This is a genomic window from Streptomyces sp. CB02923, assembly GCF_001905005.1.
Taxonomy (GTDB): domain Bacteria; phylum Actinomycetota; class Actinomycetes; order Streptomycetales; family Streptomycetaceae; genus Streptomyces.
This window is the reverse complement of record NZ_LWKZ01000012.1, coordinates 263033-280508: the sequence shown is the minus strand read 5'-3', so window position 1 is coordinate 280508 and position 17476 is coordinate 263033. Positions and strand designations below refer to the sequence as shown.

The window sequence follows — 17476 nt, the reverse complement described above, 5'->3', positions numbered from 1 at the left end:
GCGGACTCCTTGGAAAGCGCCGACGCATGCGCAAGGTTCTCAGCGCCCTCCGACGCATGCGCAGGCTCTTCCGGGCGCGCCGACGGACGCGCTGGCCCTTCGGGGCGCGCCGACGGACGGGCAGCCCCATCGGGACGTGCGGGCTGCCCGTCGTCGCCGGGCTCGGTGACAGGGGTCACCGGTCACCTCCGATCATGGTGAGGAAGGCGTCCTCCAGGCGTCGGTGGGGGCCGATACGGTCCACCGGGATCTCCAGCCGGAGGAGTTCGGGCAGCAGTTGCGCGGTGCTCGTCGTGCCGTCGAGCGTGACGAGCAGGCCCTCGTCGGCCCGGACGGCCGTGGCCACCCCGGGCAGCGCGGCCACCTTCTCCAGGAGGGCGTCGGACAGCGGCTCGCTGCCCTCGACCCCGACGAGCAGGGTGTCGCCGGTGCCGACGATGTCGGCGACGGGTCCGGCCTGGACGAGTTGGCCGCGGTCCATGACGACCAGATGCGTGCAGGTCTGTTCCACCTCGGCCAGCAAGTGGCTGGACACGATCACGGTGCGGCCGACGGCCGCGTACCGGATCATCACGTCCCGCATCTCGCGGATCTGCGGCGGGTCGAGTCCGTTGGTCGGCTCGTCCAGGATGAGCAGGTCCGGCAGGCCCAGCATGGCCTGCGCGATGGCCAGGCGCTGCCGCATCCCCTGGGAGTACGTGCGGACGGCGCGCTGCAACGCGTCGCCCAGCCCGGCGATCTCCAGGGCCTCGTCGATGTGCGCGTCCTCGGCCGGGCGGCCGGTGGCCTGCCAGTACAGGTCGAGGTTGGCGCGCCCGGACAGGTGCGGGAGGAACCCGGCGCCCTCGACGAACGCGCCGACCCGCGACAGCACCGGCGCGCCGGGCCGGATCGCGTGCCCGAAGACGCGGATCCCGCCGGCGTCCGGCGCGATCAGGCCCATCAGCATCCGCAATGTGGTGGTCTTGCCCGCACCGTTCGGGCCGAGCAGACCGAGCACCTGGCCCTTCTCCACACGGAAGGAGAGGTCCCGCACGGCGTACCGGTCGGCGGACTTGGCGTACCGCTTGCTCAGTCCGGTGATCTGCAACGGCACGTCCGCCAGGTCCGGGTCGGGCGCGCCGGCCGCCGCCCGCCGCCGCCCGACGAGCAGGAGGAGTACGGCGATGACCGCGCCCGCGACCGGCAGCGCCCAGGTCCACATGGGCAACGGGGTCGCGGCGCTCTTGACGGCGGGCGCGGTCGGCACGCTCAGGACGCCGTCGCCTTCGAGTGCGGCGGTGTACGTGGCGGGCTCGGCGGGCGAGGCGTACGCGAGGTCCGTCGAGGAGAGCACCAGGCGCAGCCGGTGCCCGGCCGCAAACTCGTGGTCGATGGCGGGCAGCCGCAGTTCGACGCTCTTGCCGGCTTTGGCACCCGTGATGCGGTAGGGCTCGGCGAGCCCGGCGGGCAGCACCGGCCGGCGGCTGCCCTTCGGCCCGATGTCGTACACCTTGGCGAAAACGACCGCGTCGTCGCTGGTGGAGCCGATGCGTACGCGTGCGGTCGGCGCGCCGGTGACACGCAGCGGCTCGCCGAGAGGCCGCGACTCGAACCCGGCGTACTGGCCCGGGGAGTCGAGGGAGAGTCCGGCGCCGACGCTGGAGAGGCTGTTGAGGGCGCCGACGCCGGGCACGGTGGAGATGGACGGCGGGCTCGCCCCGGCCGGATTGCTGAAGCGCTGTTCGCGGCCGGTCAGGCGGACCGGGTGCGGGTCGTTGTCCAGGCCGGGGTAGTGGTCGCCGCTCGCGCCGCGCAGCCGGGCGGCGCCGTTGGTGGAGTCCACGGCCCCGCCGCGGCTGACGCGGAAGGCGGGCCCGGTGTCCGCGTTCTTGTCGTCCTTGAGGTAGCGGTCGAACCACGCCTTCGTACGGTCGGCGAGGCGGCCGGTCTCGCGGTCGCCGCCGTCGTGCCCCCCGGCGACCCAGTCGACGGAGACCGGTGCGCCGTTCTTGCGGAGGGCCCGGTACGTCGCGTCGGCCTGGCCGAGCGGGAACAGCGAATCGGTTCTGCCCTGCATGAGGAGCGCCGGGACCTTGATCCGGTCCGCGACGGCGGAGGGGCTGCGCGCTTCGAGGAGCTTGCGGTCGGCGTCGTCGGGCTTGCCGGAGACGGCGACCCGCTCGTACATCGCGCACAACTGCCGCTCGAACCGGCCGCAGCCGTCGACGGCGTTCCGGGGCGTGGTCCCGGCGGCGGACTTTCCGCCGCCTTGGGTGCCCGGACCTGCGCCCGCTCCTGCGCCCTCACCCGCGTCCGATCCCGGTTTCGATCCCGATCCCGCGCCCGCGTCGGTGCCGCCGTTCCCGGAGCCGTCGGCCGCGTCGGCCGCGCCGACCGATCCCGTGGAGAAGAACATGCCGGCCCACAGCTTCTTGAAGACGCCGTTGGGGAAGAGCGCGTCGGCCAGGTTCCAGTACGTGATCTGCGGGGCGATGGCGTCGATCCGCTTGTCGTACCCGGCCGCCAGCAGCGCGACGGCACCGCCGTACGAGCCTCCGGCCACGCCGACCCGCGGGTCACCCGCGCCGTCGAGCCGTACCTCGGGGCGCCGGGCCAGCCAGTCGATCAGCCGGCGGACATCGGCCACCTCACGGTCCGGGTCGTTGAGCCCGATCTTCCCCGTAGACTTGCCGAAGCCGCGCGCCGACCAGGTCAGTACGGCGTACCCGTCGCGCGCCAGTTGCTCGGCCTGCCCGCGTACGGACTCCTTGCTGCCGCCGAAGCCGTGCCCCAGGAGGACGGCGGGGCGTGGGCCGGTGCCGCCCGCGGTGAAGAAGGAAGTGTCGATACTGACCTTGTCCTGGCCGGGCGCCTCATCGGTGCCGCGGCCATCGGCCCCGGCATCGGCGCCGCCGTCGGCATCAGCGTCGGCGCCCGCGGAACTCGCGGGCATGGTGAACGCCCGGTCCTCCTGGTGCACGGCGGGCGGGTCGTCCGCGGCGACGGCCGCCCACGTACCTGATCCGGCCAGCACGGCCAGCACGGCCGCCGTCGCGTACAGCCGTCGTCCGCGGAGTCGGAAAGTCATACGGTGAATCCTAAGGACGTTCCGCGGCGGGGCACCGAGCCGCCGGGGCGAACCCGCACACCTCCCCCGGCAGTACGAGCGCCGCCGCGCATACCGCGCCCGCAGTACACGCAACGCGCCCGTGCGCCCCGTGGCCCTCTGTACACCGCACATCGCCGCCGCTACAAAAGACGATGTGGGGCGGGCCGGGTCGGCCCAGGGGAGGCGGCAATGCGCAGGATCGCCATCGTCGGCGCTGGGCAGGCGGGGCTGCATCTCGCCCTGACCCTCCTGGCCGCGGAGTACGACGTCACGCTGGTCACCGACCGTACAGCGCAGGAAGTGCGCGCCGGGCGGGTGATGTCGACGCAGCTCATGTTCGGCCCGGCGCGGCGCCTGGAGCGGGCCGCCGGGCTCAATCTCTGGGACGCGACCGCACCCGCCGCGGGCACACTGCGGGTGACGGTGTGGGACCCGCCCGGAAAAAACACGCTCACCTTCACCGGGCAGTTCGACGAGCCGCCGCACTCCGTCGACCAGCGGGTGAAGATGGCCGGCTGGCTCGGCCTGTACGAGGCCAGGGGCGGCCGTGTCCGATACGGCTCCGTCACGCCCGCCATGCTGTCCACCCTCGCCGCCGAACACGACCTGACCGTCGTCGCCTCCGGGCGCGGCGACCTCACCCGGATCTTCACCCGCAATCCGCTGTACTGCCCCTTCGACCGCCCGCAGCGCACCCTGGCCTGCGTGTACGTGCACGGCGTCACGGCGTCGGCCGACGATTCGGAGCAGCAGACACGGTTCAACGCGGTGGCCGGGGCCGGCGAGGTGTTCGTACTGCCGGCCCTCACCACGGGCGGGCCCTGCCACATCATGCTGTTCGAGGCGCTGCCGGGCGGGCCGTTCGACTGCTGGTACGACCAGCCTTCGCCGCACGACTGCGTGACCCGCGCGCTCGGACTGATGCGCACGTACGCGCCCGGGGAGTACGAGCTGTGCAGGGACGCCGCCCCCACGGACGCGGGCGCGACGCTGTACGGCGCGGTCACGCCCACCGTCCGGCACCCGGTGGCCGAGGTCGCGCCGGACACGTACGTCCTGGGCATGGCGGACGCGGTCGTGACCAACGACCCGATCACCGGCCAGGGCTCGAACACCGCGGCCCGCAACGCGGCCGTCTATCTGGACGCGATCCTGGAGCGCGGTGACGCGCCCTTCGACGCCGAGTGGATGCGCTCGGCGTTCGCCGTGTTCTGGCGGCATGCCCGGCAGGTCACGGAGTTCACCAACCTGATGCTGGAGCCGACGCCGCAGCATGTGCAGCGTCTGCTGGTGGCCGCCGCCCAACATCCCGCCGTGGCACACCGCTTCGTCAACGGCTACGCCGACCCGGCGGATTACCACGACTGGCTGATGACGGCGGCTCATGCCGACGCCTATCTGGCCACCGCCGGGGCCACGAGGTGAGAGCCGGGCTGCGGGCCGGGGAAGCCGGGGCTGCGGGCCAGGAAAGCCGGGTTGCGGGCCGGAAAAAGGGCCCGGAGAAAAGGCCCGGGGGGGGAAGGGGTGGAGGAAAGAGCTGAGGGTGGGGGGTGGTCGGGTCAGAGCCCGGCATCACCGGTGACACCGGCATGGGCGGCATGATCGGTATGAGCTGCATGAGCTGCATGCCCGCTATACCCGGCATACCCGCCGTGCCCGGCATCACCGGTCCTCAGCTCTTGCCGCCCGGTTCCAACGCCAGCGTGAAACGTTTCTTGTCCTTGCGGGTCGCGCCGAACCGGTCGTAGAAGCGGATCGCTCCCGCGTTCCAGTCGGGCGTGTTCCACTGTATTTCCGCGACGCCCAGCGCCTTGCCTTCGGCGATGACCGCCTCGACCAGCAGAGCGCCCAGCCCGAGGCCGCGGTGCTCGGCGTGCAGGTAGAGGCAGTCCAGGTTCAGGTACTCGCGGCCCTGCCAGGTGTCGAAGGCCGTCGAGCAGGTGGCGTACCCGGCGAGTTGACCGCCGGACAGTTCGGCGACCAGGCAGCGCAGCTGCGGTGCGCGCGGCCCGAAGAGCGCGTCCGCGAGCCGGCCCTCCAGATCGGCCGCGGGCGGCGCGGACCGCTCGTACGCGGCGTGTTCCGCGGCCAGGGCGACCACGTCGGCCAGGTCCGTACGTACCGCGTGGCGGATGACGGGGCCCCCTGTCATGGAGCACCCGCCGCGGCACGCCGTATCTTCACGGCGCCTGTGGGGTGTTGTTCGTCATTCATACGCAGCATCATGCGCCATCCGGCCGAAACGGTTCCCCGAAATTACGGCGGGATTTCCGCGACGGCCGTGAACGGTGGGCCGCCGGTGGCCTCTCCCGGCCCCCGGCGGCCCACAAACCGCGCCTGCCTGTCCGCCTACCTGTCTGCCTACCTGTCTGCCTGCCTGTCTGCCTGTCTGCCTGTCTGCCTGCCGGTGTCAGTGGTTGCTGGGGAAGCCCAGGTTGATGCCGCCGTCGGACGGGTCGGGCCAGCGGGTGGTGACGACCTTGCCGCGGGTGTAGAAGTGCACGCCGTCGTTGCCGTAGATGTGGTGATCGCCGAAGAGGGAGTCCTTCCAGCCACCGAAGGAGTGGTAGCCGACCGGCACCGGGATCGGCACGTTCACGCCGACCATGCCCGCCTCGACCTCCAGCTGGAAGCGGCGGGCCGCGCCGCCGTCCCGGGTGAAGATGGCGGTGCCGTTGCCCCACGGCGAGGAGTTCATGAGGGAGATCGCCTCGTCGTAGCTGTCCACGCGGACGACGGACAGCACGGGGCCGAAGATCTCGTCGCGGTAGGCGTCCATCGCGGGCGTGACGTTGTCGAGCAGCGAGACGCCGATCCAGTGGCCGTTCTCGTGACCGGCGACCGTGAAGTCCGTACCGTCGACGACGACGTCCGCGCCCTGGGCCGCCGCACCGGTCACGTACGAGGCGACCTTGTCGCGGTGGGCCTTGGTGATGAGCGGGCCCATCTCGGAGGCCGGGTCGTCGCCGGGGCCGATGGTCAGCGCGGCGGCGCGCTGCTTGATCTTCTCGATCAGCGGGTCGGCGGTGTCGCCGACGGCCACCACGACGGAGATCGCCATGCAGCGCTCGCCCGCCGAGCCGTACGCGGCGTTGATCGCGGAGTCCGCGGCGAGGTCGAGGTCGGCGTCCGGCAGGACCAGCATGTGGTTCTTGGCGCCGCCGAGGGCCTGGACGCGCTTGCCGTTGGCCGTACCCGTGGTGTGGATGTAACGGGCGATGGGGGTGGAGCCGACGAAGGAGACGGCGGCGATGTCCGGGTGCTCCAGGATGCGGTCGACCGCGACCTTGTCGCCGTTGACGATGTTCAGTACGCCGTCCGGCAGGCCCGCCTCGGCGGCCAGCTCGGCCAGCTTGAGGGCGGCGGACGGCACATTCTCGCTGGGCTTGAGGACGAAGGTGTTGCCGCAGGCGACGGCCAGCGGGAACATCCACATCGGCACCATCGCCGGGAAGTTGAACGGCGTGATGCCGGCGACGACACCGAGGGACTGGCGGATCGCCGCCACGTCCACGCGGGTGGAGACCTGAGTGGACAGCTCACCCTTGAGCTGCTGCGGGATGCCGCAGGCCAGCTCGACGATCTCCAGGCCGCGGGCGACCTCGCCCAGCGCGTCGCTGTGCACCTTGCCGTGCTCGGCGGTGATCAGCGCGGCCAGCTCTTCGCGGTGCGCGTCGATCAGCTCACGGTAGGCGAACAGCACGGACGTGCGCTTGGCCAGCGAACTGGTGCCCCAGGTACGGAACGCCTCCTTGGCGGCGGCGACGGCCGCGTCCACCTCGTCCACGGAGGCGAAGGCGACCTGCTTCTCCTGGACGCCGGTCGCGGGGTTGTAGACCGGGCCGAAGGAGCCGGACACACCCTCGGCGGGCTTACCGCCGATCCAGTGGTTGATGGTCTTCATGCGGGGGCCTTTCTGGGGGACGGCGGGGAGCGGATGCCGTGGCGGGGGCGGTCGGTGGGGGTGGACGGTCGGTCTGGGGTGGGCGGTAGTCGGTGGGTCTGCGGTGGTCGGTCGGTGGGTGGGTGGTGGCGGAGGCGCAGTTCAAAGATGGCGGCGGCGTGTGGCGGCGTGCCGGTCGTAGTCCTTACGGGCCTCGACCGCCGCCGGACGTGTCGCGGTCTCGGCCACAGGGACATCCCACCAGGCTTGGGCGGCGGGCGCGCCCGGCACAGTGTCGGCCGTTGCGGTCTCGACATAGACACATGTGGGGCGCTCGTCGGCGCGGGCCGCGGCGAGCGCGGCGCGCAGTTCGCCGACCGTCGCGGCACGGATGACGTACATCCCCAGGGACGCGGCGTTGGCGGCGAGGTCCACGGGCAGCGGGGCGCCTGTGTACGAGGCGTCGGCGGCGCGGTAGCGGTAGGCCGTACCGAAGCGCTCGCCGCCGGTCTGCTCGGACAGGCCGCCGATGGAGGCGTAGCCGTGGTTCTGGACGAGCACGACGTTGATGTTGATGCCTTCCTGGACCGCGGTGACGATCTCGGTGGGCATCATCAGGTACGTACCGTCGCCGACCAGCGCCCATACGGGCCGGTCCGGCGCGGCCAGCCGGACCCCGATGGCGGCGGGGATCTCGTAGCCCATGCAGGAGTAGCCGTACTCCAGGTGGTACTGGCGGCGGGACCGGGCGCGCCACAGTTTGTGCAGGTCGCCGGGGAGCGAACCGGCCGCGTTGACGATCACGTCCGACTCGCCGACGGTGGCGTCCAGCGCGCCGAGGACCTGCGTCTGGGAGGGGCGTACGGACGCGTCGGGCGCGGCGTAGGCGGCGTCGACGAGGGATTCCCAGCGGGCTTTCGCCGCACCGTACTCGTCCTCGTACGCCTGCGCGACGCGGTGTCCCGACAGCGCCTCGGTGAGCGCTTCGAGGCCCGCGCGTGCGTCGGCGACCAGGGAGGTCGCGGCGAGTTTGTGGGCGTCGAAGGAAGCGATGTTCAGGTTGACGAAACGGACGCGGGCGGTGGCGAAGAGGGTGGACGAGGCGGTGGTGAAGTCCGTGTAGCGGGTGCCGACGCCGATGACGAGGTCGGCGCGGGCGGCCAGCGCGTCGGCCGTGGCGGTGCCGGTGTGGCCGATGCCGCCCACATCGGCCGGGTGGTCGTGGCGCAGGGAGCCCTTGCCGGCCTGTGTCGAGGCGACGGGGATTCCGGTGGCGTCGGCGAGAGCGCGCAGGGCGTCCTCGGCCTCACTGTGGTGGACCCCGCCGCCCGCGATGATCAGTGGCCGTTCGGCGGCACGTACGGCGCGGACGGCTTCGGCCAGCGCGGCCGCGTCGGGCGCGGGACGGGGCACCCGCCACACCCGGTCGGCGAAGAACTCCGCGGGCCAGTCGTACGCCTCGGCCTGTACGTCCTGCGGCAGCGCGAGCGTGACGGCACCGGTCTCCACGGGGTCGGCGAGCACCCGCATCGCCTGAAGGGCGGCCGGGATCAGCGCCTCGGGACGGGTGACGCGGTCGAAGTAGCGGGAGACCGGACGCAGGGCGTCGTTGACGGACATATCGCCCGCGTACGGGACTTCGAGCTGCTGGAGCACCGGGTCGGCGGGGCGGGTCGCGAAGATGTCGCCGGGCAGCAGCAGCACCGGGAGGCGGTTGACCGTGGCGAGGGCCGCGCCGGTGACGAGGTTGGTGGCGCCGGGGCCGATGGACGTCGTGACCGCGTGTGCGGAGAGACGGTCGCACTGACGGGCGTAGCCGACCGCGGCGTGCACCATGGCCTGCTCGTTGCGGCCCTGGAGGTAGGGCATCGTGTCCGGGCCCGCCTCCAGGAGGGCCTGGCCGACACCGGCCACGTTGCCGTGTCCGAAAATGCCCCAGCAGGCGTTGATCAGACGGTGCCTGGTGGGGGTGTCGTCCGGGCCACCGGGGGCTGTGGGTGAGGGGGGCGCGTCCCGCTCCGTGTACTGGTGAGCCAGGAAGGCGACCAGGGCCTGCGCCACCGTAAGGCGTCGAGTGGTCATCGTGCGTCTCCCTCGGGGGCTTCGTACAGGGGCAGGCGGGGGTCGACGGGCTGGTCGGGCCAGGTGCCGCGGATCCAGCCGTGGTCCGGGTGGTCGCAGATCAGCCAGACGCGCTCCTCGCCGGGGCCCGCCATCACGTTGAGGTAGTACATGTCGTGGCCGGGCACCGCGATGGACGGACCGTGCCAGCCGTCGGGAATCAGCACGGCGTCGCCACTGCGGACCTCGGCGAGGACGTCCGTACCGCGACCGTGGCCGGAGGGGGTCACGCGCTGGTAGCCGAGACCGGCGGGGGTGGGGTTCCCGGCGGGGGCGGGGCCCCGAACTGGGCCAGCGGCAGGTCCAGGGGCGGGACCAGGCGCGGATCCAGGGGCGGGAGCGATCTCGAAGTAGTAGATCTCCTCCAGTTCGCTCTCCTCGCCCGGCCTGCACTCGTCGTGCTTGTGCGGCGGGTACGAGGACCAGTTGCCGCCGGGGGTGAGCACTTCGACAGCGATGAGCTTGTCGCAATCGAAGACACCGGCCGCGCCGAAGTTGTTGACCTGGCGCGAGCAGTTGCCCGTACCGCGCAGTTCCACGGGCACGTCGCCGGCGGGGCCGTAGCGCGCGGGCAGCCGGCGTGCGCAGCGGGCCCCCGTCAGCGCGAACCGGCCACCGGCGGCACTGGTGATCCCGACCTCGGCGTCACGCGGTACGTAGGCGAAGTCCGTCACTCCGCTGAAGACATCCTTCCGCCCGACGAGTTGGAACGTTCTGCCTGGATGGGATGCCCCACCTCCATGGGATGCTCCGCCTCCATGGGATGTCCCACCTCCCTGGGCGGCCCCGTCGCCCTCGGCCGTTCCGCCACCGTCGACCGTGACCGTGCAGCCGCCGTTCAGGGGCAGCACGATCCACTCGCTGTCTCCGGTGGCGAACGCATGCTGCCCACCGGGCGGCAGTTGGAGGACACGCAGGGACGAATGGCTCCAGCCCGCCCGGTCCGGATCAATGTCCAACGCGTACGGTCCGTCGTCGGCTCCGCCGTCCTCGGCCCTGATGTGAAACTCGGTAGTCATGGCTGCAAGTCTCCTCCTCGCCACTGACAGTTACCGCCGGAGCAGCGACACGGCGGTGTCCACGGCCGCGGTCACGTCCCCGTCGGCCGGATAGAGCAGCGACCGGCCCGCCACCAGTCCCTGTACGGTCGGCAGGCGCAGCGCCTTGCGCCACTTCTCGTACGCCGCTTCCTGGCCCTCGGCGGTGCCCTTGATGTCGCCGCCGAGCAGCACCGTCGGGAGCGTCGAGGTCTCGCAGACCCGCGCCATGTCCTCCGGGTCGTCGGTGACCGGCAGCTTCAGCCACGTGTACGCGGACGTGCCGCCCAGGCCCGACGCGATGGCGACCGATTTCGTCACGGCCTCCGCGCTCAGGTCGTTACGAACCTTGCCGTGCACCCGGCGCGAGAGGAACGGCTCGACGAAAGTGGGCAGTTCCAGCTCCGCCATGGCGTCTATGGCACGGGCCGCGGACTCCAGGGTGACCAGCGAGCCGGGATCGTCGTAGTCGATGCGCAGCAGCAGCTTGCCCGCGTCGAAACGCAGCCGGGCGATGTCCTGCGGGCGGTGGCCGGTGAACCGGTCGTCCATCTCGAAGGAGGCACCGGCGATGCCGCCGCGGTTCATGGAGCCCATGACGACCTTGCCTTCGAGGGCGCCGAGCAGGAGCAGGTCCTCCAGGATGTCGGCGGTGGCGAGCACGCCGTCCACGCCGGGCCGGGAGAGCGCGAGGCACAGGCGTTCCAGCAGGTCCAGGCGGTTGGCCATGGCCAGCTCGCGGTCACCGACGGCGAGCGCGCCCCGCGCCGGGTGGTCGGCCGCGACGATCATCAGCCGGCCACTGTCGCCGATCAGAGGGCGGCGGGTGCGGCGCGCCGCGGCCTCCGCGACGGCTTTCGGGTACCGGGCCCGCAGCGTCACGATGTCGGAGATCCGAGTGGTCAAGGTGGTTCTCACCTTCTGGGAAGGACGGGGCGTACTGGGGGGCGGGCGTACGGAGGCGGGTGTACGGGGCGGGGCGTACGAGACGGAGCGCACGGAGGCCGTGCACGGGGCGCGCGGGGGGCGTGCGCGGGGGCCGTACGCGGGAGCGACGCGGTTGCGGATTCGGCATTCAGCGGCGGGGTGCACCTGGGGGATGACTCAGGGCTACCGGGCGCGCGGCGGCTGCCGCTTCCCGGCTCTCAGCTCAGCGAGCGGCGAGAAATTCCTCGACCTCGTCGCGCGTCGGCATCGCGGAAGAACAGGCCAGCCGGGACGCGACGATCGCGCCGGCGGCGTTGGCGTACCGCATCATCGGCTCCAGTTCCCACCCGGCCAGCAGTCCGTGGCAGAGCGCACCCCCGAACGAGTCACCGGCGCCCAGGCCGTTGACGACCTCGACGGGAGTGGGCGGCACCTCGGCGGTACGGCCGTCGCGGTGCGCGGCCAGGACACCCTTGGGCCCCTGCTTGATGACGGCCAGTTCGACCCCCATGTCCAGCAACGCCTGCGCGCAGCGCTTCGGATCGCGGACACCGGTGGCGACCTCTGCCTCGTCGACGTTGCCGACCGCGACGGTCGCGTGGGCGAGCGCGGCCTCGTAGTACGGCCGGGCCCGGTCCCTCGCCGCCGCGCCGGCCTTGCCGCCGTCGCCGGACGATTCCCCCTCGCCGCCCCAGAACATCGGCCGCCAGTCCAGGTCGAAGACGGTGGGCCCCGCCTTGGCGCGCGCCTCCAGCGCGGCGAGTGTGGCCGTACGGCTCGGCTCCTCGCACAGGCCGGTACCGGTCATCCAGAAGATCCGCGCGGCCCGTACGGCGTCGCGGTCCAGCTCTTCGGGGTGGATGACCAGGTCGGGCGCCTTGGGGCGACGGTAGAAGTAGAGCGGGAAGTCGTCCGGCGGGAAGATTTCGCAGAAGGTGACGGGCGTCGGGTACGCGGCGACGGCCGTCACCCAGCGGTCGTCCACGCCGAAGTCGCGCAGCGCCTGGTGGACGTAATCGCCGAACGGGTCGCGGCCGGTCCGGCTGATGACCGCGGTACGCCGCCCCAGGCGGGCGGCGGCGACGGCGACATTGGTGGCCGAGCCGCCGAGAAACTTCCCGAACGTCTCGACCCGGGACAGCGGGACCCCTGTCTGCAACGGGTAGATGTCCACCCCGATGCGGCCCATGGCGATCAGGTCGTACGGGCCGGCCTGGTGGGTTCCCTCGGCCGCTGCGGCCCCTTCGGCCGCTGTGGCCCCCTCGGCCACTGCGGTCGCTCCGGTTCCCTCGGTCGCTCCGGTCTCTACGGTCTCTACGGCCTGCCGCGGATCGGTCATGTGCGCCCCTCCGGTTCGTCACTGACCACAGGTCTAACCGGGCGCCCGAGACCCTGTCAATGCTTTGTCCTTACATTCTGACGTCCAGCGAGAGGCCCCTCGCCGCACCGAAGTTACGAAGTACCGTCCGATAGAAAGTCCTTAAGTCCTTATGTCAGGACGAAGTCTTGACACTCCTCTGACCGGGATGGAGGCTGTGCCCCACAACTCAGTCCCGCGCCTCCCGGTCACCGGCGACCGGCGAGAGGAGAGCCGCAGCATGACCGTTCCCCATGCCGTCCCGCGCGTTCTGGACCGACTGCGTATCGGATCGGCCCCCGACTCCTGGGGCGTCTGGTTCCCCGACGACGAACAGCAGGTTCCCTGGCGGCGTTTCCTGGACGAGGTCGCCGAAGCCCAGTACGAGTGGATCGAACTCGGCCCGTACGGCTACCTTCCCACCGACCCCGCCGTCCTCCACGCAGAGATCGCGGAGCGCGGCCTGAAGGTCTCGGCCGGTACCATCTTCACCTCCCTGCACCACGGCCCGGACCGGTGGGACACGACCTGGGCGCACGTCAACAAGGTCGCCACCCTCACCCGGGCGATGGACGCCAAGCATCTGGTGGTCATCCCCTCCTTCTGGCGCGACGACAAGACCGCCGAGGAACTGGAGCCGCGCGAACTGACCACCGAACAGTGGCACCACCTGAACAGCGGCATGGAACGGCTGGGCAAGCAGGTACGGGAGGAGTTCGGCCTCGACATCGTCGTGCACCCGCACGCCGACACCCACATCGACACCGAGGAACACGTCGAACGTCTCCTCGACGGGACCGACTCCTCCCTGGTCAACCTGTGCCTGGACACCGGGCACTACACGTACTGCGGCGGCGACAACGTCAAGCTCATCAAGACCTACGGCGAGCGGATCGGCTACCTCCACCTCAAGCAGGTCGACCCGGACATCCTCAAGGACGTCGTCGAGAAGGGCACCCCCTTCGGGCCCGCGGTGCGCCAGGGCGTGATGTGCGAACCGCCGCTCGGCGTCCCCGCACTGCCGCCCGTCCTGGAGGCCGCGCAGGACCTGGACGTCGACCTCTTCGCCATCGTCGAACAGGACATGTACCCCTGCCCAGCCGACCAGCCCCTGCCCATCGCGCAGCGCACCCGGCGTTTCCTGCGCTCCTGCGGCGCCTGAACCCCGTCCGTACGGAGCGAGGAGTTCTACGAGATGACTCAGCAGCACGGGACGCTCGGCGTGGCCGTCATCGGTACCGGCCGCATGGGCGCCGACCACGTACGCCGTATCGACGACGTCATCAGCGGAGCGCGGGTGGCCGCGGTCGTCGACATTGAGGCGGAACGGGTGAAGCGCGTCGCCCACGGCATCGAAGGGTGTACGCCCTACACCGACCCGGCGGCCGCCATGGCGGACCCGGGCGTCGACGCCGTACTGATCGCTTCCCCGGGTGCGGCCCATGAGGACGCGCTGCGCACCGCGTTCGCGCGCGGCCTGCCGGTGCTGTGCGAGAAGCCGCTCACCCCGGACCCCGCCTCCGCGCTGCGCGTCGTCCAGGCCGAACAGCAACTGGGGCGCCGCCAGGTGCAGGTCGGCTTCATGCGCCGGTACGACGCCGACTACCTCAAGCTCAAGGCACTCCTCACCCAGAGCGCATACGGCCGCCCCCTGATGCTGCACAACAAGCACCGCAACGCCGACACGCCGCCCGGCTTCACCAACGCCATGATGATTCACGATTCGGTCGTCCACGAGATTGATGTGACGCGCTGGCTGCTGGACGAGGAGATCACAGCCGTACGCGTACTCCGCCCGGCGCCCACCGGCAACGCGCCCGCGAGCCTCAGCGACCCGCAACTCATCCTCTTCGAGACCGCGGCCGGACAGGTCGTGGACACCGAACTGTTCGTCAACTGCCGTTTCGGCTACCAGGTCAGCTGCGAGGCGGTCTGCGAAGGCGGCATCGCCCGGATCGGCGACGACCACGGGGTGTTCGTCAACGCGGCCGGCAAGTGGGGCGGCTCGATCACGCCGGGGTTCGTGGAGCGCTTCGGGGAGGCGTACAACCGGCAGGTGCAGCGCTGGGTGGACGCCACGCGGCGCGGCGAGGTCGAGGGCCCGAGCTGCTGGGACGGCTACGCGGCGGCCGCGGTGTGCGCGGCGGGCGTACGCGCCCAGGCCAGCGGTGAACGCGTCGAAGTCGAGCTGGACGAGCGGCCTGCGCTGTACGGCTGAGTGCGGGCGGCTTCGCGGGCGGCTGAGTGCGGGCGGCTTCGCGGGCGGTCGAGGGCCGGGGCCTGTTCCGGGCCTGATGTGCGTACCGCCCCTGCTCTTCTGCAAGCGGTACGCCCCCGCTCCCAGCCCCTCTCCCCCATCTACTCCCACTCCTCCACCCTTCTCCCTCTACTCCTCTCTCCTCCTCCCTCTCCTCCCGCTTCCCCTTCTTCGTCATGTGACAGCGATGCCCCGATCGTCACAGCTGTCACCATTACGCGGGTTTTCCGTCACAGCCGATCGACAGACCCTCGCCCCTGCTCACTCAGCGTCGTTCACCGGGCAAGGCTGAGTGATCACCAGACCGCGCGCAGTTCTTCCGTCGGCCCCCCGGGCCGCCACTGCGAGCGGCTGAGGGAGGTGCGAGACATATGACCGACCGCAGACTCTGGTCGTACAAGGAGATCGCCGCACACATTCGGGTCCAACCGGACACCGTGCGCTCCTACCGGAAGCACGGACTACTGCCACCCCCGGACCTCGTGGAGGGCGGCAGACCGTACTGGTTCGCCGACACCATCCGCACCTGGGTCGCCCGGCGCCCCGGGCACGGCGGACGCCGCGACAAGGACTGACACCCCTCCCCCGGGCCCCGCGCAGCCGCCGCGCGGGGCCTCCGCAACCCGCCCCCGATGGGGCTACGCTCGGCGCATGCCACCGATACCGGTACCGGCCGTGTCTCGTCGCATCGCTGTGATCGGCGGTGGTGCGATCGGCGGACTCGTGGCAGCGCTGGTCCAGCTGACCGGACACGACGTCACTCTGTGCCTGCGCACTCCGCTGGACCGGCTCACCCTCGAAACGGACGGCGAGATCATCGACGCCCGTGTACGTTTCGCCGTCGCCCCGGAGTCGGCCGAGCCCGTCGACTGGGTCTTCCTGGCCACCAAAGCTCAGGACACCGCCGGCGCCTCCGGCTGGCTGCGTCGGCTCTGCCACCCCGGCACGGTCGTCGCCGTACTCCAGAACGGCATCGACCACGTCGGACGCGTGGCCCCGCACACCCCCGGCGGTACGGACATCCTGCCCGCGGTCATCTACGCGTCGGTGGAGTGCACCGCCCCGGGCCAGGTCAGGCACTACGCGGGCAACGAGATCCACGTACCCGACGGCCCCCTGGCCGCACGCCTCGCCGAGCTCCTCGCCACCGGCCGCCTCAAGGTCGTACCGGTTCCGGACTTCACGACGACCACCTGGCACAAGCTCCTCACCAACCTCGCGGCCAACCCGCTCACGGCCCTGCTTCAGCAGCGCATGGGGATTTTCGCCGACCCGGACATGGAGTCCCTGGCCCGGAGCATCCTGGGCGAAGCAGCCACCGTCGCGCGGGCCGAGGGCGCCGACATCCACGACTCCGACATCGACCGCGTCCTGGAGATGTACGCGATGGTCCCGCCGGACGGCGGCTCATCGATGCTCTACGACCGCCTGGCCGGCCGCCCCATGGAGCACGAGCACATCACGGGCGCGGTGGTACGCGCCGGAGAGCGCCACGGCCTCCCCACTCCTCTCAACGGAATGCTGCTCACTCTTCTGCGCACGGTCGACCGCGAAATCCGCGCCGGAAAGCACACCACCGGACAGCTCACGGGAACGTGAGGACGTGAACACCTGAGCACCGCAGGCACGGGCTCCCGAAACACCCGGGGCACCCGATCCGAGCACCCCAGGCGACAGGAGCCGGCACATGAAGATCGGCCTGATCGGCACCGGACGCATCGGAGCGTTCCACGCCGAGACTCTGCGGTCCGTCCCCGGCGTGGACAGCCTCATCGTCGCCGACGCCGACGCGGCTCGCGCACATGCGCTCGCGGACGCCCTCGGTGTCGAGGCCGCCGAAACCCTCCCCCGGATGTACGCGGACGGACTGGACGGCGTCGTGATCACCGCCGCGACGGGCGCGCACGCCGAACTGATCCACCAGGCGCTGGACGCAGAGGTGCCGGTCTTCTGTGAGAAGCCGGTGGCGCTGGACGTCCCGGGCACGGTCGCCGTCGTGGAACGCTGCGAAACCGGCGCCGTTCCCGTGCAGATCGGTTTCCAACGACGCTTCGACCGCGGCTATCGGGCCGCCCGCGAGGCCCTGCGGTCCGGTGACCTCGGCTGGATCCACACACTCCGCGCCTGCACCAGCGACCAGTCACCGCCGCCCGCCGTCTTCATTCCCGGCTCCGGCGGGCTTTTCCGCGACTGCAGCATCCATGATTTCGACGTCCTGCGCTGGATCACCGGCCGCGAAGTGGTCTCCGTATACGCACAGGGCGCCAACCGCGGCGCGTCCTTCTTCGCTGACGGCGACGACGTGGACACGTGCGCCGCGCTGCTGCGTTTCGACGACGACACGTTGGCCACGGTCACCGCAACCCGCTACAACGGTGCGGGCCACGACGTCCGTCTGGAAGTGTGCGGCTCCGAAGGCGCGCGCATCGTCGGACTCGATGACCGGGCGCCACTGCCGAGCGCCGAGCCGCATGTCTCGTGGCAGCAGTCCGCTCCGTACACGTCCTTCATGGAACGCTTCCACGACGCGTACGTCACCGAGCTGAGCGCCTTTGTGGACGTGGCCGCCGACCGCGCCCAGAGCCCGTGTTCACCCGCCGAAGCGCTGGAGGCGTTGTACATCGCCGAGGCATGCGACCGCTCCCGCCGCATCGACGAGCCCGTCAGGATCGCGGATGTACGCGCTGCCGCAGGAGGCGCGGGGGCAGGCGCCCACAGCGCGGGCGACGTGCGCGCTACAGGAACCGTCGGCAGAGTTGGATCTGCGGAGTGACGGTCCCGCTTTCCGAGCGTCAACCTGCTG

General features: G+C 71.3%; 13 protein-coding genes. 6 read left to right on the top strand and 7 right to left on the bottom strand.

What is annotated here, in order from left to right:
* Positions 1-175 precede the first annotated feature (175 nt).
* Positions 176-3070 carry an alpha/beta fold hydrolase gene (locus A6A06_RS12880; protein WP_073761351.1) on the bottom strand — a complete coding sequence of 965 codons (2895 nt, stop codon included), beginning with the start codon at positions 3068-3070 and terminating at the stop codon, positions 176-178.
* A gap of 210 nt (positions 3071-3280) precedes the next feature.
* Here A6A06_RS12880 and A6A06_RS12875 point away from each other — a divergent pair, with 210 nt between their 5' ends.
* The gene (locus A6A06_RS12875; RefSeq protein WP_073761350.1) at positions 3281-4516 is read left to right on the top strand and encodes a styrene monooxygenase/indole monooxygenase family protein; all 1236 of its coding nucleotides are present in this window, start codon (positions 3281-3283) and stop codon (positions 4514-4516) included.
* A 247-nt stretch (positions 4517-4763) separates the two neighbouring features.
* On the opposite strand, the gene A6A06_RS12870 is transcribed toward A6A06_RS12875, so the two are convergent.
* The 6 genes from A6A06_RS12870 to iolC all read right to left on the bottom strand — a co-directional run bounded on the left by A6A06_RS12870 (position 4764) and on the right by iolC (position 12248).
* Entirely contained in the window at positions 4764-5243 is a 480-nt protein-coding gene (locus A6A06_RS12870; protein ID WP_073761349.1) for a GNAT family N-acetyltransferase, read from the bottom strand.
* Between the two features lie 258 nt (positions 5244-5501).
* Positions 5502-6995 (bottom strand): CoA-acylating methylmalonate-semialdehyde dehydrogenase, encoded by a 1494-nt coding sequence (locus A6A06_RS12865; RefSeq protein WP_073761348.1) that lies wholly within the window; start codon positions 6993-6995, stop codon positions 5502-5504.
* A gap of 141 nt (positions 6996-7136) precedes the next feature.
* Positions 7137-9056, bottom strand: a complete 1920-nt coding sequence (gene iolD / locus A6A06_RS12860) for a 3D-(3,5/4)-trihydroxycyclohexane-1,2-dione acylhydrolase (decyclizing) (protein WP_073761347.1) — start codon at positions 9054-9056, stop codon at positions 7137-7139.
* Positions 9053-10114, bottom strand: a complete 1062-nt coding sequence (locus A6A06_RS12855) for a 5-deoxy-glucuronate isomerase (RefSeq protein WP_073761346.1) — start codon at positions 10112-10114, stop codon at positions 9053-9055. The genes iolD and A6A06_RS12855 overlap by 4 nt, the downstream gene beginning before the upstream one ends.
* A gap of 30 nt (positions 10115-10144) precedes the next feature.
* Complete coding sequence (locus A6A06_RS12850; protein WP_073761345.1) at positions 10145-11038, bottom strand: Cgl0159 family (beta/alpha)8-fold protein; 894 nt, start codon at positions 11036-11038, stop codon at positions 10145-10147.
* Positions 11039-11282: 244 nt separating this feature from the next.
* Positions 11283-12248 (bottom strand): 5-dehydro-2-deoxygluconokinase, encoded by a 966-nt coding sequence (gene iolC / locus A6A06_RS12845; protein WP_073762109.1) that lies wholly within the window; start codon positions 12246-12248, stop codon positions 11283-11285.
* A 409-nt stretch (positions 12249-12657) separates the two neighbouring features.
* Between iolC and A6A06_RS12840 the strand changes: the two genes are divergently transcribed.
* From A6A06_RS12840 to A6A06_RS12820, 5 genes are all read left to right on the top strand, one after another.
* Positions 12658-13578, top strand: a complete 921-nt coding sequence (locus A6A06_RS12840; protein WP_073761344.1) for a sugar phosphate isomerase/epimerase family protein — start codon at positions 12658-12660, stop codon at positions 13576-13578.
* Between the two features lie 33 nt (positions 13579-13611).
* Positions 13612-14634: a Gfo/Idh/MocA family protein gene (locus tag A6A06_RS12835; protein WP_073761343.1), complete on the top strand. Its 1023-nt coding sequence runs from the start codon at positions 13612-13614 to the stop codon at positions 14632-14634.
* A gap of 410 nt (positions 14635-15044) precedes the next feature.
* Entirely contained in the window at positions 15045-15248 is a 204-nt protein-coding gene (locus tag A6A06_RS12830; RefSeq protein WP_073761342.1) for a helix-turn-helix transcriptional regulator, read from the top strand.
* A gap of 76 nt (positions 15249-15324) precedes the next feature.
* Positions 15325-16272, top strand: a complete 948-nt coding sequence (locus A6A06_RS12825) for a 2-dehydropantoate 2-reductase (protein ID WP_073761341.1) — start codon at positions 15325-15327, stop codon at positions 16270-16272.
* Between the two features lie 88 nt (positions 16273-16360).
* Complete coding sequence (locus A6A06_RS12820) at positions 16361-17446, top strand: Gfo/Idh/MocA family protein (RefSeq protein ID WP_073761340.1); 1086 nt, start codon at positions 16361-16363, stop codon at positions 17444-17446.
* Positions 17447-17476: the final 30 nt, after the last annotated feature.